Source organism: Streptococcus sp. 'group B', from assembly GCF_002073795.1.
In the GTDB taxonomy this organism is placed as follows: Bacteria; Bacillota; Bacilli; order Lactobacillales; family Streptococcaceae; genus Streptococcus; species Streptococcus agalactiae.
This window is the reverse complement of the sequence record NZ_CP020432.1, coordinates 1,801,488-1,824,260: the sequence shown is the minus strand read 5'-3', so window position 1 is coordinate 1,824,260 and position 22,773 is coordinate 1,801,488. Positions and strand designations below refer to the sequence as shown.

Genomic DNA, 22,773 nt, shown 5'->3' with positions numbered 1-22,773 from the left:
CAGGTGTCTTTACACCTGTAAGGTTATTTTGTATAATAGCTTCAAAGGAGATAAAAATGTCAAAAAAAACAACACAAATGGTTTCTTATACTTCTATTTTAGTAGCTTTTGCAATCATGATTCCTATAATCATGCCTGCTAAAATAATTATTGGGCCTGCTTCTTTCACCTTAGCAAGCCATGTACCTTTATTTTTAAGTATTTTTATATCTGTTCCAGTTGCAATATTGGTAGCTTTAGGGACAGGACTTGGATTTCTACTAGCTGGTTTTCCGATTGTAATCGTTCTTAGAGCTTTATCACATATCGGATTTGCATTAATTGCGGCTTTCTTGATTAAGTCAAAGCCCTCTTTATTGATGAGTAAATGGCAAACATTGTTATTTGCTGTAGCTATTAACATAATTCATGGTCTGCTCGAATTTATTACTGTTTATATAATCACAATGACTTCTAACAGTAGTTCAACTTATTTATGGTCACTATTTTCTTTGATAGGACTAGGCTCTTTGCTACATGGATTGGTAGATTTTTACATAGCTCTCTTCATTTGGAAATGGATGACACAAAAGTTGGGGAAAACACTTAGGATAAGATAAAGGACTCGACTATGTGCTTAACCATGCTCTAGTGAAAATTTAATAATGTATTGACGTGACAAGGACGATAGAGGCTTTGATTTTGTTTACATATATTTGTAAACTCTTTCTTTTTTTGCTATAATGAGTCATGTAAATAAATGAGGAGAATGAATAGATGTCAACAACTATTTGGATTTTATTAATTATCGTCGCTTTGTTTGGTGGTCTCGTGGGAGGCATTTTTATTGCTCGTAAACAAATTGAAAAAGAGATTGGAGAGCACCCTCGTTTAACACCGGATGCTATTCGTGAAATGATGAGTCAAATGGGACAAAAACCTAGTGAAGCTAAAGTTCAACAAACATACCGTAATATTGTAAAACACGCAAAAACAGCTATCAAAACTAAAAAATAAGAGTGTTTTAGCATTGAAGCGTTTAGTGATGAAATAGTGAGTGATAGTCCATCAGATTTCTAGACAAGATTTGGGCAAACTTGGTCAAGTGTAGATTTGACTGATTGGTTATTGTATAGAGAGGCTAGGACTGTTGTCCAGCCTCTTTTAGTCACTAATATTGGAGGAATAAAAATGGATAGTAGGCCTATTGGCTTTCTAGATTCTGGTGTAGGTGGTTTAACGGTTGTTAAGGAAATGTTCCGTCAACTTCCAGAAGAGGAAGTAATCTTCATTGGAGATCAGGCTAGAGCTCCGTATGGTCCTAGACCTGCTCAACAGATTAGAGAGTTTACCTGGCAGATGGTTAACTTCTTATTGACTAAAAATGTTAAGATGATTGTTATAGCTTGTAATACAGCAACTGCAGTTGCCTGGCAAGAAATTAAAGAAAAACTAGACATCCCTGTTTTAGGCGTTATTTTACCAGGAGCTAGCGCAGCTATCAAATCAACTAATTTAGGGAAAGTTGGTATTATAGGTACTCCCATGACTGTTAAATCAGATGCTTATCGTCAAAAAATTCAAGCTTTGTCTCCAAATACTGCTGTGGTATCCCTTGCTTGTCCGAAATTTGTTCCAATTGTGGAATCAAATCAGATGTCTTCTAGTTTAGCCAAAAAGGTGGTTTATGAAACGTTGTCCCCATTAGTTGGTAAATTAGATACTTTAATTTTAGGTTGCACGCATTATCCCCTATTACGTCCCATCATTCAAAATGTTATGGGGGCTGAGGTTAAATTAATTGATAGTGGCGCAGAAACCGTTCGTGATATTTCTGTTTTATTGAACTATTTTGAGATAAACCATAATTGGCAAAATAAACACGGTGGTCATCACTTTTACACAACCGCCAGCCCAAAAGGTTTTAAAGAAATTGCAGAACAATGGCTTAGTCAAGAAATAAATGTGGAGCGTATCGTATTATGACAAAAACAATTTTTGAAAGTAAAACTGAAGGCAATTGGTTTTTAGGTAGTTTCCAAGCTTTTAATTATTTTACTTGTTTTGGTAATGATGAATCTTACGAAGCTATCCAAGATGTTTTTCATCGTCTATTATCAACTTTGAAAGTTGAAGGTCTACAGCTTCACGTTGTGCAGATGACTTCGGATTTTCAATTATTAGCATTCCTCGTTGATATGATTAATCAAGAGTATTCAAGGCATATCAAAGTGACTCAACATAAAGGGGCCATCTTAGTTAGTGAAGATGATCAGTTGTTCTTAGTTCACTTACCTAAAGAGGGCACTTCTTTAGAAAAATTCTTTGATTTAAAGAATGATAATAATTTTGGGGATACCATATTAATTGCGACTCACAATGAAGGAAAAACGAAGGAATTTAGAGAATTATTTGGGAAATTAGGACTCAAAGTTGAAAATTTAAATGATTACCCAGATTTACCAGAAGTTGAAGAGACTGGTATGACCTTTGAAGAAAATGCTCGACTTAAAGCAGAGACTATTTCAAAATTAACTGGAAAAATGGTAATTTCAGATGATTCCGGATTAAAAGTAGATGCTTTAGGTGGTTTGCCAGGGGTATGGTCTGCTCGTTTTTCAGGTCCTGACGCGACAGATGCTCGTAATAATGCCAAATTATTGCATGAATTAGCCATGGTATTTGACAAAGAAAGACGTTCAGCACAGTTTCATACAACCTTAGTCGTGTCAGCTCCAAATAAAGAAAGTTTGGTAGTTGAAGCAGAGTGGCCAGGTTATATTGGTACGGAACCTAAGGGGGAAAATGGCTTTGGTTATGATCCGCTCTTTATTGTCGGAGAAGGTAGTAGGACAGCAGCTGAATTGAGCGCACAAGAAAAAAATAATCTATCACATCGTGGGCAAGCTGTCCGTAAATTGATGGAGGTATTTCCAAAATGGCAATTAGAAAATTAGTTGTAATGAGTGATTCTCACGGAGATCGTGACATTGTAAAAGATATAAAGAATCATTATTTGGGAAAAGTGGATGCTATTTTTCACAATGGGGATTCCGAACTTCCTAGCTCAGATCCTATATGGGAAGGCATTCATGTGGTCACAGGAAATTGTGATTATGATTCAGGTTATCCGGAAGTTTTGGTTACAAAAATAGATAATGCTGTTATTGTTCAAACCCATGGTCATCTCCATCAGATTAATTTTACCTGGGATAAATTGGATTTATTAGCTCAGCAAGAAGACGCGGATATTTGTTTATATGGTCATCTTCATCGTGCAGATGCTTGGAAAAATGGTAAAACTATTTTTATCAATCCAGGTAGTGTTTTGCAGCCAAGAGGACCAATAAATGAGAAGCTTTACGCTGTTGTAACTATAACAGATAGTAAGGTTTTGGTAGAGTATTATACTCGCCAACACCAACCCTATCCTAACTTGACAAAGGAATTTTCAAGATGATTGCTAAAGAATTTGAGTCGTTTTTGCTAAATCATTTGGACCACTATCTAATTCCAGCTGAAGACGTTGCTATTTTTGTGGATACACACAATGCAGACCACGTTATGTTACTATTAGCAAGTAATGGTTTTTCACGTGTACCAGTTATCACTAAAGAGAAAAAATATGTAGGTACTATTAGTATCTCAGACATTATGGGCTACCAATCTAAAGGTCAATTAACAGATTGGGAGATGGCACAGACTGATATTGTTGAGATGGTTAATACAAAAATCGAGCCGATTAATGAGGCAGCTACTCTGACAGCAATTATGCATAAGATTGTAGATTATCCATTTTTACCTGTTATCAGTGATCAAAATGATTTTAGAGGCATTATAACCCGTAAATCGATTTTAAAAGCTATTAATAGCCTCCTACATGATTTTACAGACGAATATACTATCACTCCTAAAAACAATGATAAATGATATTAATAATTTTATTGAGAGTAAGAAATTATCTCTCAATTCGCGTAAGTCCTATCACTATGATTTAAAGCAATTTTATAAAATAATTGGTGGACATGTAAATTCTGAAAAACTGGCATTGTATCAACAGTCTCTAAGTGAATTTAAGTTAACAGCTCGTAAGCGAAAGTTATCTGCAGTCAATCAATTTCTTTTCTTTTTATATAATAGAGGAACGCTGAAGGAATTTTACAGACTACAAGAGACTGAAAAAATCACTTTGGCTCAGACAAAGTCTCAAATAATGGATTTATCAAATTTCTATCAAGATACTGATTATCCGAGTGGTCGTTTGATTGCTTTGTTGATTTTATCTTTAGGTTTAACTCCGGCTGAAATTGCTAATTTGAAGAAGGCTGATTTTGATACAACTTTTAATATCTTAAGTATTGAAAAATCGCAGATGAAGCGTATTTTAAAACTTCCAGAAGACTTGCTTCCTTTTCTTTTGGAATCTTTAGAGGAAGATGGTGACTTAGTCTTTGAGCATAACGGTAAGCCTTATTCTAGACAATGGTTTTTTAATCAATTAACAGATTTCTTAAATGAGAAGAATGAGCAACAACTAACTGCACAACTTCTGCGAGAACAATTTATTCTAAAGCAAAAAGAAAATGGCAAAACGATGACGGAGCTCAGTCGCCTTCTAGGCTTAAAAACTCCTATCACTTTAGAGAGATATTATAGATAATGGATATTAAGTTAAAAGATTTCGAGGGGCCCCTAGACTTACTCTTGCACCTCGTATCTAAATATGAGGTTGATATATACGATGTACCGATTGTGGAAGTTATTGAGCAGTACCTTGCTTATATAGCAACATTACAGGCGATGCGTCTAGAAGTAGCTGGTGAGTATATGCTTATGGCAAGTCAGCTGATGTTGATAAAAAGCCGTAACTTATTACCTAAAGTAGTGGAGTCAAATCCTATTGAAGATGATCCAGAAATGGAATTGTTGAGCCAATTAGAGGAATATAGACGTTTTAAAGTGCTAAGTGAAGAGTTAGCTAATCAGCATCAGGAACGCGCCAAATATTTTTCAAAACCAAAACAAGAAGTTATCTTTGAAGATGCAATTCTTCTACACGATAAATCGGTGATGGATCTTTTTTTGACTTTTTCTCAAATGATGTCCCAAAAACAAAAAGAATTGTCAAATAGTCAAACGGTAATTGAGAAAGAAGACTACCGTATTGAAGATATGATGATCGTTATTGAAAGACATTTTAATCTTAAAAAGAAAACGACATTACAAGAAGTGTTTGCGGATTGCCAAACAAAATCTGAAATGATAACTTTATTTTTGGCAATGTTAGAGTTGATAAAATTACATCAAATCACAGTAGAACAAGACAGTAATTTTAGTCAAGTTATCTTAAGAAAGGAAGAGAAATGACTTATTTAGGCTCAATAGAAGCTCTTCTTTTTGTTGCAGGTGAAGATGGACTGAGTTTGCGTCAAATGGCAGAATTATTGTCTTTGACACCATCAGCATTAATACAGCAACTAGAAAAGTTGGCTAAACGATATGAAGAAGATGACGATTCTAGTCTATTATTGCTTGAGACAGCACAAACTTATAAATTGGTAACAAAGGATAGTTATATGACTTTGTTGAGAGATTATGCGAAGGCTCCGATTAATCAGAGTCTATCTCGGGCAAGTTTGGAAGTTCTATCTATTATTGCTTATAAACAACCTATTACTAGGATTGAAATTGATGATATTCGTGGCGTGAATTCCAGTGGAGCTATAACGAGACTGATAGCTTTTGGTTTAATTAAAGAGGCTGGAAAGAAAGAAGTGTTGGGACGTCCTAACCTTTATGAGACAACTAATTATTTCTTAGATTATATGGGAATTAATCAGTTAGATGACTTAATTGACGCCTCTTCAATTGAATTAGTTGACGAAGAAGTATCGTTATTTTCAATGGATTCAATTAATACAGAAGATAAGGAAAACAATGAGAATTAATAAATATATTGCGCATGCAGGGATTGCAAGTCGTAGAAAAGCTGAGGAATTAATCAAGCAAGGAATGGTCACGATTAATGGTCAAGTGGTTAATGAATTGGCGACCCAAGTAAAGGCTGGTGATCTGGTTGAAATTGAAGGAAGTCCAATTTACAACGAAGAGAAGGTATATTATCTCTTAAATAAACCACGTGGTGTTATTTCAAGTGTCTCAGATGATAAAGGACGTAAGACAGTTATTGACTTGTTGCCACAAGTCAAAGAACGGATATATCCTGTTGGTCGCTTGGATTGGGATACAACTGGACTTTTAATTTTGACTAATGATGGTGATTTTACTGATAAAATGATTCATCCTCGTAATGAAATTGATAAAGTTTATTTAGCACGTGTTAAAGGAATAGCTACTAAAGAAAACCTTCGACCATTAACGCGTGGCGTTGTTATCGATGGTAAGAAAACAAAACCTGCTCGCTATACTATCATAAAAGTGGATCATGAAAAAAATCGTTCAGTAGTTGAATTAACTATTCATGAAGGTCGTAATCATCAAGTTAAGAAAATGTTTGAACAAGTTGGGTTATTAGTGGACAAGCTATCTCGTACACAATTCGGTACCTTAGATTTAACGGGTCTCCGTCCTGGGGAAGCACGACGATTAAATAAAAAAGAAATTAGTCAGTTGCATAATGCGGCTATTAATAAATCTTAATGCTTAAATCTTTTTTGATTTTCTTAGTTCGCTTTTACCAAAAAAATATTTCTCCAGCTTTCCCAGCTAGCTGTCGTTATCGTCCAACTTGCTCTACGTATATGATAGAAGCTATTCAAAAACATGGTCTAAAAGGTGTGTTGATGGGGATTGCACGTATTTTGCGATGTCATCCCTTAGCCCACGGAGGAAATGATCCTGTCCCTGATCATTTTAGCTTAAGACGTAATAAAACGGATATATCAGATTGATATATCCGTTTTATTATTTGTAATTATAGTTTTGACCATGTTTTAGGAATAAACATCAATAAAACAGGGTATATTTCTAAACGTCCTGCTATCATAGCAAATGAAAGAAGGAGTTTTGAGAATGGACTAAAGAATGAGAAAGTTTCATTGCTACCTAAGAGTGGGCCTATGTTGTTAAAACATGAGGCTGCAGCACTGATAACAACCAAAAAATCATTAGTATCAAGCGTTAAAACAAGAACGAGTGCCATGAAGATAGCTAAATAGATAGTTAGATATTTTAAAACACCATGTTGTGTATTTTTATCTAGAACGCTTTTATTAATGTGTAGTGACATGACTCTATTAGGATAGAGTGTAGACAATACTTGGTTACGTGCAATCTTTGCTAGGATTAAGCTACGCATGACTTTAAAGCCCCCAGCTGTAGAGCCAGCAGAACCACCGATAAACATCAAGAATAGCAAAATAACCTGTGAAAACAAAGGCCAACGAGTGATATCAGTCACGCCAAAACCAGTTGTCGTAATAATAGCTGATACTTCAAAGAAAATATGTTCGAGGCCTTGTCGAAAATTATCATACATACCGATGACGTTTAGAGCAATCATGAAAGTTGCTATTGCCACGATGCGGAGATAGGTTTTTAGTTCCTCATCACCAAAGAATGCTTTAATTTTTCGGAGTAAAAGAAGATAGTAAAGATTAAAGTTAACCCCGAAGATAAGCATACCAATAGAAACTAAGTTAGTTATCAGAGGACTATTATAATGAGCAATGCTATCATTGTAAACTGCAAAACCACCTGTACCTGCAGTTCCCATCGCTATGATAATACTATCAAAGAAAGGCATACCTGCAAAATATAATATTACTGCAAATACTGCAAACATAAGAAGATATAACAAATACAAAATTTGTGCAGTTTTTTTAAGTTTCGAGACAACTTTACCAAATACAGGTCCAGGAACTTCAGCTCTCATAACCTCTAAATGGCTATTTTTAGAATTTTCCATGATGGCAAGGGCAAATACTAAAACCCCCATTCCACCGATAAGATGGGTAAAGCTACGCCAAAATAAGAGCGCGGGTGATAAGACACTGACGTCATCAAGAATAGTTGCTCCTGTTGTCGTAAAACCAGAAGATACTTCAAAGAAAGCATCGATAATATTAGGGATTTGCCCTGAAATAACAAATGGAAGGGCGCCAAAGAAGGACCAAAGTATCCAGCAGAGTGCAACAATTAACATGCCTTCTTTAGTGTAGATATGATAATTTTTAGGTTTAAAGAGAGAACCCAGTAATCCAAGGATGATTAAAATAATCATGGTAATGACTATACTCATCATGACACTTTGCGGTTCACGGTAAATAAGTCCAACAGTTAGAGGAATCGCTAGAAGAGCAGCTTCAATTAGCAAAAGTTTTGAGAGAAGGAAACGAATCATACTTTTATTCATATTCCTACCTCGCTAACATATCACTAGTTCTAGTAATATTTTTTAATAAGGTGATAACAACGATACGATCACCCACTGTTAAAACATCCTCACCAGTTGGGAAAATCGTTTTATTATTGCGAATAATCGCTGCAATTAAAATATTTTGCTTTAATTTTAAAGATGCAAGGCTACGATTTGCTAATTTGCTAGTTTCTTTTATTTCAAATTGTAAGGTTTCAATGCGATCGTTAGCAATATGATGCATAGCTTCTAGGTTGGAATCCTGAGCATTTACACGCCCGCGTACAAAGTGCATCACATGGTCTACGGCAATACGCTTGGGTGTGATAATGCTTGATAGTTGTTTATCGTCAATGATTTCTAGTAGGCTAGTTCGATTAACTTTGGTAATGTTTTTAGGGATACCGATACTTTCTAAGAACATTGAGGTAATGATATTTTCTTCATCAACACCAGTCAAAGTAGCAACTGCGTCAAAATTTGTAACGCTTTCTTCTAACAAAATATTTTTAGCAGTACCATCCCCATGAACGACAGGAACATTGGGAAATTCTTGACTAAAATATTCAGCTTGCTCTTGGTTGAGTTCAACTAGTTTGACGTGTGTATTGGTATTTTTAAGGATATTGAGTAGGTAGTAGGCGATGCGTCCTGCACCGATAACCATCAAGTTTTTGACAACTTTATTTTTAACGTAATTATGGAAAAGTATCATTTCAATACGATTTCCAGTTACAAAGATTTTATCTTTGACTTGGATAGTTGCATCGCCATCAGGAATAATCAATTTGCCATCGCGTTCAATTGCGCAAATAACAATATTACCAAATTTTTTACGAATTTGACTCATTGAAGTATGACAGAGTTTATTTCCTTCTAAAATTTTAAATTCCATTAACATCACACGCCCGTTGGCGAAGTGTTCAACTGAAGTTGCATTTGGAAATTCTATGGTATTAGCGATATATTGTGCTGCTAACAATTCAGGGTTGACAACTGAAGAAAAGCCAAGAAAGTTTTTATCTTTGAAGTAAGGATTAGAATACTCAGGATTACGCATGCGAACAACAGTCTCTTTTGCCCCCATTTTTTTGGCAAGAACTGCTGAAATCATATTAACTTCATCTCGATCAGTGATAGCGATAAAAATATCACAATTTTTGACTTCGGCTTGTTCTAAAATTTTATAGTTTGCTCCATTCCCAACAATTCCCATAATATCATGCTGTTTAGTGACACGTTTAAGGACGTTTTCTTTTTTCTCAATTAAAACAACATCGTGCTTTTCAGCAACAAGTGAGCGACAAAGTGCGGTTCCGACTTTACCTCCGCCGACAACAATTATTCTCATTTTTACCTCCAATAATAAACTCTATGATACCTTTTTTTTAGTAAAAATGCACGAGAATTATGGTTAAAAAACGTTTTCATCTTTCTGATAAGAGTAATATGATTCTCTTATCAGAATCTGGTGAAAAATAACACAGATAAACTTGTGACAAGCCCTAAATTAGGTTATAATTAACCTTTAAGCGTACAGTAGAAATGGAGATATTATGGAGAATCATAATTCTATTAAACAGACCTATGGATTAATGACTACAATTGCTATGATTGTAGGTGTAGTGATTGGTTCAGGCATTTATTTTAAAGTTGATGACATCCTTAAATTTACTGGTGGAGATGTCTTTTTAGGCATGGTAATTTTAGTACTAGGTTCTTTTTCGATTGTTTTTGGAAGTTTGTCAATTTCTGAGCTAGCTATTAGAACGAGTGAAAGTGGTGGTATTTTTTCTTACTACGAAAAATATGTTAGCCCAGCTTTAGCAGCAACTTTAGGCTTGTTTGCGTCTTTTTTGTATCTTCCAACTTTAACAGCAATCGTTTCATGGGTAGCTGCATTTTATACTTTAGGTGAATCATCAAGTTTGGAATCACAGATTATTTTAGCTGCTGTTTATATTTTAGCGCTTAGTCTCATGAATATCTTTGCTAAGCGTATTGCAGGGGGATTCCAATCTTTAACGACCTTTGTAAAAATGATTCCTTTAGTTCTAATTGCTTTAATTGGTGCTTTTTGGTCTGATAAAGCTCCACAACTTCCACAACATTTAACAGCTATTCAACCGTCAAATGTTGGATGGAGTTGGGTGTCAGGTCTGGTACCATTGTATTTTGCATATGATGGTTGGACAATTTTTGTTAATATTGCACCAGAAGTCAAGAATCCCAAGAAGAATTTACCACTTGCCTTTGTCATTGGTCCAGCGCTTATCTTATTATCATATTTGGCATTTTTCTATGGTTTGACACAAATTTTAGGTGCTAGCTTTATTATGACAACCGGTAATGATGCTATTAATTATGCAGCTAATATTATTTTCGGTCCTAGTGTTGGGCGTTTATTATCTTTCATTGTTATTCTATCTGTATTAGGTGTTGCCAATGGACTTTTACTTGGGACGATGCGTCTACCTCAAGCTTTTGCGGAACGCGGATGGATCAAAAGTGAGAGGATGGCTAACATAAATTTGAAGTATCAAATGTCATTGCCAGCTAGTTTGACGGTGACGGCTGTAGCTATTTTTTGGCTTTTTGTTCATTTTATGGTTACAAAATTTAACTTATTGCCGGGTAGTGATATTAGTGAAATTGCTGTGGTGTTTAATAATACCAGTTTAATCATTCTTTATGTTTTAGTACTCAGCCTTTATCTCAAAAAAGATATTAAAAATAAATTTACCGGCTTAGTTTCACCGATTCTAGCAATTTTAGGCGGTTTGATCCTCCTTATCGGGAGTTTGTTAAGTAATTTCTTTACGGTTTTAATTTTCCAATGTTTTTGCTTATTATTCTGTTTGATTTGTCATTATATCTATCAAAAAAATAACCCAAAAACTCATGAATAGGTTGACTTTGTAGACTGAAGTGCTATAATAGTGTCAACGATTTGTTAGTTTAAATCAAACCTGTTATGATTTAAGTTAACAAACCACCATAAACCACATTGTTTGCTGAGATTGACTCCGAGCAGTGTGGTTTTTTTGCGAGTCAGAATGAGTTCTAGAAAGTGATGATGAGATGAATATTGAAACACTAACGCAGAAAAATCATCGTTCCGATAGCGGACGAAATCATATTGTTTTATTTGAACCACAGATTCCAGCAAATACTGGTAATATTGCTAGAACTTGTGCGGCAACAAATGCTCCTTTGCACATCATACGACCGATGGGATTTCCTATTGATGATAAAAAAATGAAACGAGCGGGACTGGATTACTGGGATAAGCTAGATGTTAGTTTCTATGATGGTTTGGAAGAATTTATGTTGTCATGTCGAGGGAAAGTTCACCTAATTAGCAAATTTGCTGACAAGGTTTACTCAGATGAAAATTACAATGATGATCAAGACCATTATTTTATGTTTGGTCGTGAAGATAAAGGATTGCCAGAAACTTTTATGCGCGAGCATGCCGAAAAGGCCTTACGAATTCCCATGAACGATGAGCATGTGCGTAGCTTGAATGTTTCAAACACTGTTTGTATGATTGTTTATGAAGCCCTTAGGCAGCAAAGCTTTCCTAATTTAGAATTAAGCCATACTTATGAAAATGATAAATTAAAATAATAAAGAAAGTGATCGTTTAAAATGGTCACTTTTATCTTTAGAATGTTAATTAGTATATAGTATCAAAAACAAATGGTAAAATAGTCACCAAGGCGACAAGGGATATTTTTAGCTGTAGAATAGTCAGGAGTAATTATGATTACATATGATTTCACAAGTTTACCAGAACGTTTTTCAAGTAATGCCATAAAATGGAAGGCGGTTCAAAAAGATCAAGAAATCCTTCCCCTTTGGATTGCGGATATGGATTTTCCTATCTTTCCAGAAATGTCGGAGGCTATTGAAGATTTTTCACACCAAATGGTTTTTGGCTATGATAGTCCTAAAGACAGTTTATACCAAGCTATCTCTAATTGGGAAGTGCAAGAACATGGTTATCAATTTGATAAAAAATCATTATTATTAATTGATGGGGTTGTACCAGCGATTTCAGTTGCTATACAAGCCTTCACAAAGGAGGGAGATGCTGTTCTAATTAATACCCCAGTCTATCCGCCCTTTGCTAGAACTATAAAATACAATAATCGTCATTTAGTTTCAAATAGTTTACTTAATAATAATCAGTATTTTGAGATTGACTTTAAACAATTAGAAAAAGATATCATTGAAAATAATGTAAAGCTTTATATTTTTTGTAGTCCACACAATCCCGGTGGGCGTGTCTGGACAAAAGGAGAAATTCAAAAAATAGGAGATATCTGTAAACGATATAATGTTATCCTCGTTTCTGACGAAATACATCAAGATTTGGTATTATTTGATAATGTACACCATAGCTTTAATACTGTTGATTCTAGTTTTAAAGAATTGAGTGTTATTTTATCTAGTGCAACTAAAACGTTTAATATTGCAGGGACTAAAAATAGTTTTGCAATAATTGAAAATGAAAAGTTACGCTCGGATTTTAAGAAGAGGCAAATAGCTAACAATCAACAAGAAATTTCTTCATTGGGGTTATTAGCTACAGAAGTTGCCTTTACAAAAGGGAAACAATGGTTAAAGGCCCTAAAAATGGAGTTAGAAGGATCAATAGAATACCTTTATGAGCAATTAACGCAAAAAACTCATATCAAAGTGATGAAACCAGAGGGAACTTATCTTGTTTGGTTAGATTTTTCTGCTTATAATTTAACGCATTTAGAAATTCAAGAAAAACTTCGATATGATGCCAAATTAATATTAAATGATGGTTTAACTTTTGGAAAAGAAGGGAAAAAACATGCTAGAATCAATGTCGCAGCTCCTAGGTCTGTTATTGAGGAGGCAGTTTTGCGATTAGTGACAAACTTTAGAAAAAATGACTAGACTATAAAAAAAGTCGCATGGAAAGGGTTTTTATGTTATAATACTTTGAATGTAAACAAGCATTAGAATGTTTTTAATGCTCAAAATTAAATAGAAAGCGGTCATTATAATGGGAAAATTTCAAGTCATTTCACATCCACTTATTCAACATAAACTGTCAATCTTACGTCGCACTACAACATCTACTAAAGATTTTCGTGAGTTAGTTGATGAGATTGCGATGTTAATGGGCTATGAAGTGTCTCGTGATTTGCCTTTAGAAGATGTTGAAATCCAAACACCAGTAGCGACAACTGTACAAAAACAATTAGCTGGGAAAAAGTTAGCAATTGTTCCAATTTTACGTGCAGGTATTGGTATGGTTGATGGTTTCTTAAGCCTTGTGCCAGCTGCTAAAGTTGGTCATATCGGTATGTATCGTGATGAAGAGACTTTCCAACCAGTCGAATATTTAGTTAAGTTACCTGAAGATATTGATCAACGTCAGATTTTTGTAGTTGATCCAATGCTTGCTACAGGTGGGTCTGCTATTTTAGCAGTAGATTCTCTAAAAAAACGTGGCGCAGCTAGTATCAAATTCGTTTGTTTAGTAGCAGCTCCAGAAGGAGTGGCAGCACTTCAAGAAGCACATCCAGATGTAGATATTTATACCGCTGCTTTGGATGAAAAACTCAATGAACATGGCTACATTGTTCCTGGACTCGGAGATGCTGGGGATCGCTTATTTGGTACAAAATAAGATTTGAGATGAATAAGGCTTTTCTGAAGAACTCAGAAAGCCTTTTCTTAAAAAAGTTATTATTTGACCTTTGTTGACCAAATGATTATAATAGTGACAGTGATAAAAAGAAATGGAGAAAGATATGATTCCAGTAGTTATTGAACAAACAAGTCGTGGTGAACGTTCTTATGATATTTACTCACGTCTTTTAAAAGATCGTATTATTATGTTGACAGGCCAAGTTGAGGATAATATGGCCAATAGTATCATTGCACAGTTATTGTTTCTCGATGCACAAGATAATACAAAGGATATTTACCTTTATGTCAATACACCAGGTGGTTCAGTATCGGCTGGACTTGCTATTGTGGACACCATGAACTTCATTAAATCGGACGTACAGACGATTGTTATGGGGATGGCTGCTTCGATGGGAACCATTATTGCTTCAAGTGGTGCTAAAGGAAAACGTTTTATGTTACCGAATGCAGAATATATGATCCACCAACCAATGGGCGGAACAGGCGGAGGTACACAGCAATCTGATATGGCTATCGCTGCTGAGCATCTTTTAAAAACGCGTCATACTTTAGAAAAAATCTTAGCTGATAATTCTGGTCAATCTATTGAAAAAGTCCATGATGATGCAGAGCGTGATCGTTGGATGAGTGCTCAAGAAACACTTGATTATGGCTTTATTGATGCTATTATGGAAAATAATAATTTACAATAATAGATTTAAAAGAGTTGAGTTTACCAACTCTTTTTTTATTTGTTGGAATTATGTTATAATCTTAGTAATTACAGATATGACGCAGAAAGGAAAAAATTATTGAATAAACAAGAGCGTTTAGGAATGAGCGTTTATCTTTACTATAATCGTGACGCTCGTAAATTATATAAATACGGAGATGTTCATTATCATTCTCGTAGATTAAGATATCTAGTCATTTATGTTAATAAAGAGGATATTGTTAGCGTTAGTAAAGAGATAAAACATTTAAAATTTGTTAAGGATGTTCGGTTATCAGCAATTGATGATATTGATCAGGATTTTGTTGGAAACTTATATCGTTAAGATATTTACTAGTAGTTATTAGAAAGAAGGAGTTCAGATGTCCTTCTTTTTTATTTAGTTTCTATAATTTTCAAAAAAACAATTTAAAAACTATTGACAATATTCTGATAATTCTGTATTATTTTAGTTACCATTTTCAAAAAAGGAGAAAAATATGGAAAAGAGACTTAGTTTAGGAGCGCTTGTTTTAGCTAGTACAGTTCTTTTAGCAGCATGTGGAAATGTCGGAGGAGGAGCATCTTCGACAGGAACAAAAATAGGGAAAGATATTAAGGTAGGGTATAACTGGGAATTATCAGGAAACGTTTCTTCATATGGAAATTCAATGAAGAATGGAGCTGACTTAGCAGTAAAAGAAATTAATGCTGCTGGAGGGGTTGGCGGCAAGAAGTTAAAAGTCCTATCACAGGATAATAAATCAGAAAATGCAGAGGCAGCAACGGTTGCCACAAACTTGGTTACCAAAGGAGCTAATGTCATTATCGGACCAGCAACATCGGGTGCAGCTGCATCTTCAACTCCAAAAGTAAATGCAGCAGCAGTTCCAATGATTGCACCTGCTGCGACACAAGACAATTTAGTCTATGGTTCTGATGGAAAAACCTTAAATCAGTATTTCTTCCGAGCTACTTTTGTCGATAATTATCAAGGAAAGCTATTGTCTCAGTATGCTACAGACAACCTTAAAGCTAAAAAAGTTGTTCTATTTTATGATAATTCATCAGATTACTCAAAGGGGGTAGCAAAATCATTTAAGGAAAGTTATAGTGGAAAAATTGTTGATAGTATGACATTCTCCGCTGGTGATACTGATTTCCAAGCGTCATTGACTAAGTTGAAAGGGAAAGAATATGATGCTATTGTGATGCCAGGTTACTATACCGAGACAGGATTAATAGTTAAGCAAGCGCGTGATTTAGGTATCTCTAAACCGGTTCTTGGGCCTGATGGTTTTGATAGTCCGAAATTTGTGCAATCGGCAACACCTGTAGGAGCTTCAAACGTTTATTATTTGACAGGTTTCACTACACAAGGATCAACCAAAGCTAAAGCTTTCCATGATCATTACGTTAAGGCATATGGTGAAGAACCATCCATGTTCTCGGCTTTATCATACGACGCTGTGTATATGGCAGCTAAATCTGCTAAAGGAGCTAAAACTTCAATTGATATTAAAAAAGCTTTAGCTAAGCTGAAAGATTTTAAAGGTGTGACAGGGAAAATGTCTATTGATAAAAATCACAATGTTGTTAAATCAGCTTACGTTGTCAAATTAGAGGATGGAAAAACAAGTAGCGTTAACATTATTTCAGCAAAATAAGTATTCTCTAGAAAAATGGGAGTTTAATTTTCAGCTCCCCTTTTTTAAAAAGTAATTTTTCAGAATAATTCGACAATAATATATAATAGAAAGTATGGTTATAATATGCTTCAACAGCTCGTTAATGGACTTATCTTAGGATCCATATATGCTTTACTTGCCTTAGGATATACTATGGTATATGGCATTATTAAGCTGATTAATTTTGCTCATGGGGACATCTATATGATGGGCGCTTTCATGGGCTATTATTTGATTAATCATCTTCATCTTAATTTTTTCCTAGCTTTATTAATTGCAATGCTGGGGTCTGCTTTCCTAGGTGTTGTAATTGAATATTTAGCTTATCGTCCACTGAGAAAATCAACTAGAATTGCCGCGTTAATTACAGCTATTGGTGTTTCTTTTCTTTTGGAGTACGGGATGGTATACCTTGTTGGAGCGGATACTAGGGCATTTCCGCAAGCCATTCATACTGTTAAATATAATTTAGGACCGATAACTATAACCAATGTTCAGCTCATCATTTTAGGTATTGCGCTATTACTAATGCTTACTTTACAGTTCATCGTTCAAAAAACTAAAATGGGGAAAGCTATGAGAGCTTTATCAGTGGATAGCGATGCCGCACAATTGATGGGAATTAATGTTAACCGTACCATTAGTTTTACATTTGCGCTGGGGTCTGCTTTAGCTGGAGCAGGTGGAGTACTGATTGGGCTTTATTATAATTCTGTTCAACCTCTTATGGGGGTAACTCCAGGGTTGAAAGCATTTGTTGCAGCTGTCTTAGGTGGTATTGGTATCATTCCGGGAGCGGCTATCGGTGGTTTTGTTATTGGCATTTTAGAAACTTTAGCGACTGCACTTGGTGTGTCAGATTTTCGAGATGGTATCGTTTATGCTATTTTAATTCTCATTTTCTTGATCCGTCCAGCAGGAATTCTTGGAAAAAATATTAAGGAGAAGGTCTAGGCATGAAAGAAAATATGAAATCAATTTTATCTTGGTTAGCTATAGTAGTGTTAGGTTATCTCTTGATTAGCGTGCTAATATCTATGGGTATATTTAACCTCTATCATATTCAAATTATTGAAACAATTGGGATTAATGTTATTTTAGCAGTTGGTTTAAACCTAATTGTAGGTTGTTCGGGACAGTTTTCACTAGGACATGCAGGTTTCATGGCTATTGGCGCTTATGCAGTTGCTATTATCGGCGTTAAAATGCCAACTTATGTAGGTTTTTTGATAGCTATACTTGTTGGAACTCTTGTTGCAGGAGGTATTGCCTTAGGTGTAGGAATTCCTACTTTGAGACTAAAAGGTGATTATTTAGCTATAGCTACTTTAGGTGTTGCTGAGATTATCCGTATTTTGTTGGTTAATGGAGGTGATATTACGAATGGTGCTGCGGGTATCATGGGGATTCCGCCTTTTACAACCTGGTCTTTAGTTTATGGGGTGGCAGTTGTGAGCCTTATCCTTGCAATGAATTTTTTGCGTAGTCCCTTAGGGCGTAATACAATTGCTATACGAGAAGATGAAATTGCAGCAGAGTCTATGGGTGTGGATACAACAAAAGTGAAAGTAATTGTTTTTGTTTTTGGAGCTATTTTAGCTTCTATCGCTGGTAGTTTACAGGCTGGCTACGTTGGAACTGTTATGCCAAAAGACTTTTCATTTATGATGTCTGTCAATGTTTTAATTATTGTTGTTTTAGGTGGTTTAGGTTCAATGACAGGGACAGTTTTAGCAGCAATTTTATTAGGATTATTGAATATGTTACTACAAGACTACGCTTCTGTTCGAATGATTATCTATGCTTTAGCCCTGATTTTAATTATGATTTTTAGACCTAGCGGTTTATTAGGAACGAAAGAGTTAACTCTATCTCATCTATTTCGTAAGACGAGTAAGGGAGGCAATTAGATGGCACTTCTTGAAGTAAAAAATTTAAGTAAACATTTCGGTGGCCTAACTGCTGTAGGTGATGTTTCGATGAAATTACATAAAGGTGAATTAATTGGCTTAATCGGCCCCAACGGTGCGGGTAAGACAACGCTTTTTAATCTCTTAACAGGAGTATACCTTCCTAGTAAAGGGACAATATCACTTGATGGTAAGATATTAAATGGGAGGAAACCAGCTAAAATAGCTTCTTTAGGTTTAGGTAGAACTTTTCAAAATATCCGACTTTTTAAAAATATGACTGTTTTAGACAATGTACTAGTAGGACTCAGTAATCATCACTTATCACATCCTATTGCTAGTTTTTTACGATTACCCAAATACTATCATAGTGAAAAAGCCTTAAGGAAAAAGGCACTGGAGCTATTAGAGATTTTTGGTTTGAAAGCATATCAAGATGCTCTTGCTAAGAACCTCCCTTATGGAAAACAACGGCGTTTAGAAATTGTTCGTGCTTTAGCAACAGAACCAAAAATATTGTTTTTGGATGAGCCCGCGGCAGGAATGAATCCTCAAGAAACTGCAGAATTGACGCAGTTAATTAGTCAAATAAAGAGTGATTTTGATATTACTATTATGCTGATTGAACATGATATGAACTTGGTTATGCAAGTAACAGAGAGAATTTATGTATTGGAATATGGTCGTCTGATTGCTCACGGGACACCTGAAGAAATTAAAAATAATAAACGTGTTATAGAAGCATACTTGGGGGGGGAGCTATAATGACCATGTTGAAAGTAGAAAATCTATCTATTCACTATGGTGTTATTCAAGCGGTGAATGATGTCTCGTTTGAAGTTAACCAAGGTGAGGTTGTAACCTTAATTGGAGCCAATGGTGCAGGAAAGACATCAATTTTGAGGACAATTTCTGGTTTAGTAAGACCAAGTCAGGGTTCTATTTCTTTTATGGGGAAACCTATACATAAGTTAGCAGCTAGAAAAATTGTTGGCAATGGTTTAGCTCAGGTTCCAGAAGGGCGCCACGTTTTCTCAAGTTTGTCTGTTATGGAAAATTTAGAAATGGGAGCCTTTCTTCAAAAGGATCGTGAACAAAATCAAAAAATGTTAAAAAAAGTGTTTGATCGTTTTCCTCGCTTAGAAGAACGTAAAAACCAAGATGCAGCAACCTTATCAGGTGGTGAGCAGCAAATGCTCGCTATGGGGCGTGCATTGATGAGTCGTCCTAAATTATTACTTTTAGATGAACAGTCAATGGGCCTAGCTCCAATTTTTATTCAAGAAATTTTTAATATCATTGAAGACATCAAAAAACAAGGGACTACAGTTCTTTTAGTTGAACAAAATGCAAATAAAGCTCTGACGATTGCTGATAAAGCATATGTTCTAGAGACTGGGAAGGTTGTTTTATCAGGGACAGGTAAGGAATTACTAGTTTCAGATCAAGTTCGTAAAGCTTACTTAGGTGGATAATATTTAGAGGAGTCAGGTATGCCAGTGAAAGATTTTATGACAAAAAAATTAGTTTATGTCTCTCCAGATACTACAGTTGCAGAAGCTGCTGATTTATTGAGAGAACACCACTTAAGGCGTTTGCCAGTTGTTGAAAATGATCAGCTAGTGGGGTTAGTGACAGAAGGGACAATGGCAGAAGCACAACCTTCTAAAGCAACCAGTCTTTCTATATATGAGATGAACTATCTTCTTAATAAGACAAAAATTCGAGATATTATGATTAAAGATATTGTGACTGTTTCACAGTATGCTAGCCTTGAGGACGCTATTTATTTGATGATGTCTCGAAAGATCGGTGTTTTACCAGTAGTTGATAATGGACAACTTTATGGGATTGTCACGGATAGGGATGTTTTTAAAGCCTTCCTTGAAATTGCGGGGTATGGTCAAGAAGGTTATCGCTTGGTTATATTAGCTGATGAGGGGATAGGGGTACTATCAAAAGTCCTAAATCGTCTTTCTAGTGCAAATTTAAGTGTTAAACGTTTAGTCATTATTGAACGAAAAGCAGGTAAGAAAGCGGTCGAGATACAACTAGAAGGATACGCTGACAAGGATGTTTTAAAACAAGAACTAGTATTTGATGATGTTATTGTGGAAACTTTAGAAAAGACCATGAAAAAACCACTTTCTTAAAAATATCAGCTAAATTCTCAAAGTAAGTTCCACCTCTAGTAGAAATGGAATTTAGTCTGATAAAAACCAATAAAAACCAACGAAAATCCGTCTCAGACTAAGTTCCGTTGGTTTTTATAATACTTGATTTCATAGGTTTTCAGAGTTAAAAATCGCAAAAAAAGGGTACAAGAAAACATCCTCATCTGAAAGCGTTTCAGATTAAGTTCCGCTATGGTTGAAGTTAGTGTGAGACGTTTAGGTTGTATCAGTTAGTTGATTAGGTTAGATTTTGTCTTTTAATAGTTTGGGAGATTGGCAGACGTCTTCCGCAGTAATTTCCTCAATACCGAGTATACTTGCGATGTCTTTTCCGTAAGTAAAAGAGAATAGCTCATAAGCCGTTTTACCATTTAGAGCCTGTCTCTTAACGCTGTTGATATGAGATAGTGCCAGATTAATGTCCTCTTGAGTCAAGTTGTCGAAGGAAGTCCCCTTAGGTAGTATGTCTCTCACGAGGGTATGATTCTTCTCGATTCTTGCTTTCTGGTCAGACCGATTAGGGTCACAAAAGAAGAGTTGAGACTGTCCACAAACATCTATCTCAATATCATCCACTCTAGCGAATTTCCCACCATTATCCGTTAGGATAACAGGAAAGAGTTCGAAGAAGTCTCTCTTGTTATCATAGAGTGTCCTCTTAATGACCTGTATGTGTTTAGCAGTTTCGATAGCTGTCTTAGAATCCATCAGTTTGGCAAAGATGAAGTTACAGAAGGCGACATTGAAGGTGAGAAGGACCTTTCCACCAATCCGTCCAATAACCGTGTCCATTTCAAGCCAGGAGTTCAGCTCTGATTGGTTCATGTGTTCTATAAAATCCTCGTACCGTCGCCCTTCTTTAATCGCTTTTGGAATAGGAGGGAGTGTGCTCTTTCGCCTTTTTTTGAACTTCACAGCTCTGGGTAGGTCGATTGGTGTGATGGATAGGTAGCCTTTCTTGATGTGTCGATAAACGGTTGAAGAACTCACTTCTAGATCGTTGGTTTTGAGGATATGATAGATACGTTGGCCCTTCTTGACCCCATTAGAAAGCACTCTATCTATTTTCCAGAAGGTCTCTTTGTTCAAAGGGATTCCTTCTCTAGATTCAACTAAAAGTTTTTCATAGTTTCTTTGAGCTTGCTTAGCAAGATAGAAGGTCTTCTTGTAACCACAGTTGATCCTTCTCTTTGGACACCCATTACAAACATAGGGAGCTTTTCTTAGTAGCGGACAGTCTAGGCAGTCTTTGGTTGATTCTCTTAGTTGCTTATTTCGTTTGACTTCTTTTGCGATAGTAGTAGGGTGTTTCAGTAGATTAAGCCCGATGGCTTTAAAGGTTTCTCCTCTATCCAAACCAGATTGGATGTCATTACGGTCTGAGAGAGTTAGGTGTTTGTGTTTTGTCATGATGGATAAACTCATTTCTAACCCAAACGTCTCAGACTTAATTCCACCATAAAAATCCTTTTCACACTAACTTCCGGTTTTGGAGGGCAGACGGAACTTACTTTGAGAAATTACTCTTAAAAATATCAGACATGCACAATCAAGTTGTGGGTGTCTTTTTTTGATAAATTTTGATAGAATAGTAGTAATTATAAATAAAGGATGTACCATGAAAAAAGGACTAATGATTTCTTTTGAGGGCCCAGATGGTGCGGGTAAAACAACCGTTTTAGAAGCTGTTTTACCCTTGCTCAGAGAAAAATTATCACAAGATATTCTCACCACCAGAGAGCCTGGTGGCGTAACTATTTCAGAAGAAATTCGTCATATTATTTTAGATGTTAAACACACGCAAATGGATAAAAAAACAGAGCTATTGCTTTACATGGCTGCTCGACGCCAACATCTAGTGGAAAAGGTACTCCCAGCTCTAGAAGAAGGGAAAATAGTCCTAATGGATCGTTTTATTGATAGTTCTGTTGCCTATCAGGGATCAGGAAGAGGATTAGATAAGTCACATATAAAATGGCTTAATGACTATGCGACTGATAGTCATAAACCTGATTTAACTTTATATTTTGATGTTCCTTCTGAAGTAGGTTTAGAGCGTATTCAAAAAAGTGTTCAAAGGGAGGTAAATCGTCTAGATCTCGAGCAATTAGATATGCATCAACGCGTCCGTCAAGGTTACCTTGAATTGGCGGATTCGGAGCCAAACCGCATTGTGACGATTGATGCCTCCCAACAGCTAGATGAAGTAATAGCTGAGACATTCTCTATTATTTTAGATCGTATCAACCAATGAATC

The 22,773-nt window shown here is 35.6% G+C and carries 27 protein-coding genes; 24 read left to right on the top strand and 3 right to left on the bottom strand.

All coding sequences use genetic code 11. The annotated features are described in order from the left end of the window. Positions 1 to 56 precede the first annotated feature (56 nt). The 11 genes from A6J68_RS09550 (at position 57) to yidD (ending at position 6,890) form a co-directional block, all read left to right on the top strand. Complete coding sequence (locus tag A6J68_RS09550; RefSeq protein ID WP_000039538.1) at positions 57 to 599, top strand: hypothetical protein; 543 nt, start codon at positions 57 to 59, stop codon at positions 597 to 599. Positions 600 to 756: 157 nt separating this feature from the next. After that, on the top strand, positions 757 to 996 hold the full coding sequence (locus A6J68_RS09545) for a YneF family protein (RefSeq protein WP_000108275.1): 240 nt from the start codon (positions 757 to 759) through the stop codon (positions 994 to 996). A 174-nt stretch (positions 997 to 1,170) separates the two neighbouring features. Next, positions 1,171 to 1,965 (top strand): glutamate racemase, encoded by a 795-nt coding sequence (gene racE / locus A6J68_RS09540; RefSeq protein ID WP_000378349.1) that lies wholly within the window; start codon positions 1,171 to 1,173, stop codon positions 1,963 to 1,965. Then, positions 1,962 to 2,936: a nucleoside-triphosphate diphosphatase gene (locus A6J68_RS09535; RefSeq protein WP_000167813.1), complete on the top strand. Its 975-nt coding sequence runs from the start codon at positions 1,962 to 1,964 to the stop codon at positions 2,934 to 2,936. The genes racE and A6J68_RS09535 overlap by 4 nt, the downstream gene beginning before the upstream one ends. After that, complete coding sequence (locus A6J68_RS09530) at positions 2,918 to 3,439, top strand: metallophosphoesterase (protein ID WP_001007721.1); 522 nt, start codon at positions 2,918 to 2,920, stop codon at positions 3,437 to 3,439. The genes A6J68_RS09535 and A6J68_RS09530 overlap by 19 nt, the downstream gene beginning before the upstream one ends. Then, positions 3,436 to 3,909: a cyclic-di-AMP-binding protein CbpB gene (gene cbpB / locus A6J68_RS09525; RefSeq protein ID WP_000560703.1), complete on the top strand. Its 474-nt coding sequence runs from the start codon at positions 3,436 to 3,438 to the stop codon at positions 3,907 to 3,909. Before A6J68_RS09530 ends, cbpB begins: the two co-directional genes overlap by 4 nt. Beyond that, the gene (gene xerD, locus A6J68_RS09520) at positions 3,899 to 4,639 is read left to right on the top strand and encodes a site-specific tyrosine recombinase XerD (RefSeq protein ID WP_000606411.1); all 741 of its coding nucleotides are present in this window, start codon (positions 3,899 to 3,901) and stop codon (positions 4,637 to 4,639) included. The genes cbpB and xerD overlap by 11 nt, the downstream gene beginning before the upstream one ends. Beyond that, on the top strand, positions 4,639 to 5,346 hold the full coding sequence (locus A6J68_RS09515; RefSeq protein ID WP_000351869.1) for a segregation/condensation protein A: 708 nt from the start codon (positions 4,639 to 4,641) through the stop codon (positions 5,344 to 5,346). The genes xerD and A6J68_RS09515 overlap by 1 nt, the downstream gene beginning before the upstream one ends. Further along, on the top strand, positions 5,343 to 5,927 hold the full coding sequence (gene scpB, locus A6J68_RS09510; protein WP_000221690.1) for an SMC-Scp complex subunit ScpB: 585 nt from the start codon (positions 5,343 to 5,345) through the stop codon (positions 5,925 to 5,927). The genes A6J68_RS09515 and scpB overlap by 4 nt, the downstream gene beginning before the upstream one ends. After that, positions 5,917 to 6,639 (top strand): pseudouridine synthase, encoded by a 723-nt coding sequence (locus tag A6J68_RS09505; protein WP_001222207.1) that lies wholly within the window; start codon positions 5,917 to 5,919, stop codon positions 6,637 to 6,639. Before scpB ends, A6J68_RS09505 begins: the two co-directional genes overlap by 11 nt. Continuing rightward, positions 6,639 to 6,890 carry a membrane protein insertion efficiency factor YidD gene (gene yidD / locus A6J68_RS09500; RefSeq protein WP_000920196.1) on the top strand — a complete coding sequence of 84 codons (252 nt, stop codon included), beginning with the start codon at positions 6,639 to 6,641 and terminating at the stop codon, positions 6,888 to 6,890. The genes A6J68_RS09505 and yidD overlap by 1 nt, the downstream gene beginning before the upstream one ends. Positions 6,891 to 6,913: 23 nt before the next feature. Here yidD and A6J68_RS09495 read toward each other — a convergent pair whose 3' ends face one another. Together A6J68_RS09495 and trkA are read right to left on the bottom strand one after the other, a co-directional pair. Further along, positions 6,914 to 8,353 (bottom strand): TrkH family potassium uptake protein, encoded by a 1,440-nt coding sequence (locus tag A6J68_RS09495; RefSeq protein ID WP_001043409.1) that lies wholly within the window; start codon positions 8,351 to 8,353, stop codon positions 6,914 to 6,916. A 4-nt stretch (positions 8,354 to 8,357) separates the two neighbouring features. Then, complete coding sequence (gene trkA / locus A6J68_RS09490) at positions 8,358 to 9,707, bottom strand: Trk system potassium transporter TrkA (RefSeq protein WP_001220335.1); 1,350 nt, start codon at positions 9,705 to 9,707, stop codon at positions 8,358 to 8,360. A gap of 205 nt (positions 9,708 to 9,912) precedes the next feature. On the opposite strand from trkA, the gene A6J68_RS09485 reads away from it, so the two are divergent. The 12 genes from A6J68_RS09485 to A6J68_RS09430 all read left to right on the top strand — a co-directional run bounded on the left by A6J68_RS09485 (position 9,913) and on the right by A6J68_RS09430 (position 20,495). Next, a complete protein-coding gene (locus tag A6J68_RS09485) occupies positions 9,913 to 11,265 on the top strand; it encodes an APC family permease (RefSeq protein WP_000427463.1) in 1,353 nt (450 codons plus the stop codon). A gap of 172 nt (positions 11,266 to 11,437) precedes the next feature. Continuing rightward, complete coding sequence (locus tag A6J68_RS09480; RefSeq protein WP_001019793.1) at positions 11,438 to 11,986, top strand: tRNA (cytidine(34)-2'-O)-methyltransferase; 549 nt, start codon at positions 11,438 to 11,440, stop codon at positions 11,984 to 11,986. Positions 11,987 to 12,121: 135 nt separating this feature from the next. Beyond that, positions 12,122 to 13,291 (top strand): MalY/PatB family protein, encoded by a 1,170-nt coding sequence (locus A6J68_RS09475; protein WP_000634083.1) that lies wholly within the window; start codon positions 12,122 to 12,124, stop codon positions 13,289 to 13,291. A 109-nt stretch (positions 13,292 to 13,400) separates the two neighbouring features. Then, on the top strand, positions 13,401 to 14,030 hold the full coding sequence (gene upp, locus A6J68_RS09470; RefSeq protein ID WP_000514490.1) for a uracil phosphoribosyltransferase: 630 nt from the start codon (positions 13,401 to 13,403) through the stop codon (positions 14,028 to 14,030). A 124-nt stretch (positions 14,031 to 14,154) separates the two neighbouring features. After that, positions 14,155 to 14,745 (top strand): ATP-dependent Clp protease proteolytic subunit, encoded by a 591-nt coding sequence (locus tag A6J68_RS09465; RefSeq protein ID WP_000613483.1) that lies wholly within the window; start codon positions 14,155 to 14,157, stop codon positions 14,743 to 14,745. 99 nt (positions 14,746 to 14,844) lie between these two features. Continuing rightward, a complete protein-coding gene (locus A6J68_RS09460) occupies positions 14,845 to 15,090 on the top strand; it encodes a DUF2129 domain-containing protein (protein ID WP_001041186.1) in 246 nt (81 codons plus the stop codon). Between the two features lie 154 nt (positions 15,091 to 15,244). Then, positions 15,245 to 16,411, top strand: coding sequence for an ABC transporter substrate-binding protein (locus A6J68_RS09455; RefSeq protein WP_000415515.1), 1,167 nt, complete (start codon positions 15,245 to 15,247; stop codon positions 16,409 to 16,411). A gap of 105 nt (positions 16,412 to 16,516) precedes the next feature. Then, a complete protein-coding gene (locus tag A6J68_RS09450; protein WP_000941400.1) occupies positions 16,517 to 17,386 on the top strand; it encodes a branched-chain amino acid ABC transporter permease in 870 nt (289 codons plus the stop codon). A 2-nt stretch (positions 17,387 to 17,388) separates the two neighbouring features. Beyond that, positions 17,389 to 18,342, top strand: a complete 954-nt coding sequence (locus A6J68_RS09445; protein ID WP_000662328.1) for a branched-chain amino acid ABC transporter permease — start codon at positions 17,389 to 17,391, stop codon at positions 18,340 to 18,342. Then, the gene (locus A6J68_RS09440; protein ID WP_001185985.1) at positions 18,343 to 19,107 is read left to right on the top strand and encodes an ABC transporter ATP-binding protein; all 765 of its coding nucleotides are present in this window, start codon (positions 18,343 to 18,345) and stop codon (positions 19,105 to 19,107) included. After that, complete coding sequence (locus A6J68_RS09435; RefSeq protein WP_000178147.1) at positions 19,107 to 19,817, top strand: ABC transporter ATP-binding protein; 711 nt, start codon at positions 19,107 to 19,109, stop codon at positions 19,815 to 19,817. The genes A6J68_RS09440 and A6J68_RS09435 overlap by 1 nt, the downstream gene beginning before the upstream one ends. An 18-nt stretch (positions 19,818 to 19,835) precedes the next feature. Continuing rightward, positions 19,836 to 20,495 carry a CBS domain-containing protein gene (locus A6J68_RS09430; protein ID WP_001144245.1) on the top strand — a complete coding sequence of 220 codons (660 nt, stop codon included), beginning with the start codon at positions 19,836 to 19,838 and terminating at the stop codon, positions 20,493 to 20,495. Between the two features lie 264 nt (positions 20,496 to 20,759). Here A6J68_RS09430 and A6J68_RS09425 read toward each other — a convergent pair whose 3' ends face one another. Further along, positions 20,760 to 21,926 (bottom strand): IS30-like element ISSag9 family transposase, encoded by a 1,167-nt coding sequence (locus tag A6J68_RS09425; RefSeq protein WP_065733474.1) that lies wholly within the window; start codon positions 21,924 to 21,926, stop codon positions 20,760 to 20,762. Positions 21,927 to 22,134: 208 nt separating this feature from the next. Between A6J68_RS09425 and tmk the strand changes: the two genes are divergently transcribed. Further along, a complete protein-coding gene (gene tmk / locus A6J68_RS09420; protein WP_000715592.1) occupies positions 22,135 to 22,770 on the top strand; it encodes a dTMP kinase in 636 nt (211 codons plus the stop codon). Positions 22,771 to 22,773: the final 3 nt, after the last annotated feature.

Bases quoted from the DNA above. Each gene is read 5' to 3' on its own strand.
- A6J68_RS09465 (WP_000613483.1), top strand. From the start codon at position 14,155: ATGATTCCAGTAGTTATTGAACAAACAAGTCGTGGTGAACGTTCTTAT.
- A6J68_RS09480 (WP_001019793.1), top strand. From the start codon at position 11,438: ATGAATATTGAAACACTAACGCAGAAAAATCATCGTTCCGATAGCGGA.
- racE (WP_000378349.1), top strand. From the start codon at position 1,171: ATGGATAGTAGGCCTATTGGCTTTCTAGATTCTGGTGTAGGTGGTTTA.
- A6J68_RS09445 (WP_000662328.1), top strand. From the start codon at position 17,389: ATGAAAGAAAATATGAAATCAATTTTATCTTGGTTAGCTATAGTAGTG.
- A6J68_RS09530 (WP_001007721.1), top strand. From the start codon at position 2,918: ATGGCAATTAGAAAATTAGTTGTAATGAGTGATTCTCACGGAGATCGT.
- A6J68_RS09535 (WP_000167813.1), top strand. From the start codon at position 1,962: ATGACAAAAACAATTTTTGAAAGTAAAACTGAAGGCAATTGGTTTTTA.
- upp (WP_000514490.1), top strand. From the start codon at position 13,401: ATGGGAAAATTTCAAGTCATTTCACATCCACTTATTCAACATAAACTG.
- trkA (WP_001220335.1), bottom strand. From the start codon at position 9,707: ATGAGAATAATTGTTGTCGGCGGAGGTAAAGTCGGAACCGCACTTTGT.
- A6J68_RS09545 (WP_000108275.1), top strand. From the start codon at position 757: ATGTCAACAACTATTTGGATTTTATTAATTATCGTCGCTTTGTTTGGT.
- A6J68_RS09425 (WP_065733474.1), bottom strand. From the start codon at position 21,926: ATGACAAAACACAAACACCTAACTCTCTCAGACCGTAATGACATCCAA.
- A6J68_RS09495 (WP_001043409.1), bottom strand. From the start codon at position 8,353: ATGAATAAAAGTATGATTCGTTTCCTTCTCTCAAAACTTTTGCTAATT.
- A6J68_RS09440 (WP_001185985.1), top strand. From the start codon at position 18,343: ATGGCACTTCTTGAAGTAAAAAATTTAAGTAAACATTTCGGTGGCCTA.
- A6J68_RS09450 (WP_000941400.1), top strand. From the start codon at position 16,517: ATGCTTCAACAGCTCGTTAATGGACTTATCTTAGGATCCATATATGCT.
- scpB (WP_000221690.1), top strand. From the start codon at position 5,343: ATGACTTATTTAGGCTCAATAGAAGCTCTTCTTTTTGTTGCAGGTGAA.
- A6J68_RS09430 (WP_001144245.1), top strand. From the start codon at position 19,836: ATGCCAGTGAAAGATTTTATGACAAAAAAATTAGTTTATGTCTCTCCA.
- A6J68_RS09475 (WP_000634083.1), top strand. From the start codon at position 12,122: ATGATTACATATGATTTCACAAGTTTACCAGAACGTTTTTCAAGTAAT.
- xerD (WP_000606411.1), top strand. From the start codon at position 3,899: ATGATAAATGATATTAATAATTTTATTGAGAGTAAGAAATTATCTCTC.
- A6J68_RS09455 (WP_000415515.1), top strand. From the start codon at position 15,245: ATGGAAAAGAGACTTAGTTTAGGAGCGCTTGTTTTAGCTAGTACAGTT.
- cbpB (WP_000560703.1), top strand. From the start codon at position 3,436: ATGATTGCTAAAGAATTTGAGTCGTTTTTGCTAAATCATTTGGACCAC.
- A6J68_RS09550 (WP_000039538.1), top strand. From the start codon at position 57: ATGTCAAAAAAAACAACACAAATGGTTTCTTATACTTCTATTTTAGTA.
- A6J68_RS09485 (WP_000427463.1), top strand. From the start codon at position 9,913: ATGGAGAATCATAATTCTATTAAACAGACCTATGGATTAATGACTACA.
- yidD (WP_000920196.1), top strand. From the start codon at position 6,639: ATGCTTAAATCTTTTTTGATTTTCTTAGTTCGCTTTTACCAAAAAAAT.
- tmk (WP_000715592.1), top strand. From the start codon at position 22,135: ATGAAAAAAGGACTAATGATTTCTTTTGAGGGCCCAGATGGTGCGGGT.
- A6J68_RS09515 (WP_000351869.1), top strand. From the start codon at position 4,639: ATGGATATTAAGTTAAAAGATTTCGAGGGGCCCCTAGACTTACTCTTG.
- A6J68_RS09435 (WP_000178147.1), top strand. From the start codon at position 19,107: ATGACCATGTTGAAAGTAGAAAATCTATCTATTCACTATGGTGTTATT.
- A6J68_RS09505 (WP_001222207.1), top strand. From the start codon at position 5,917: ATGAGAATTAATAAATATATTGCGCATGCAGGGATTGCAAGTCGTAGA.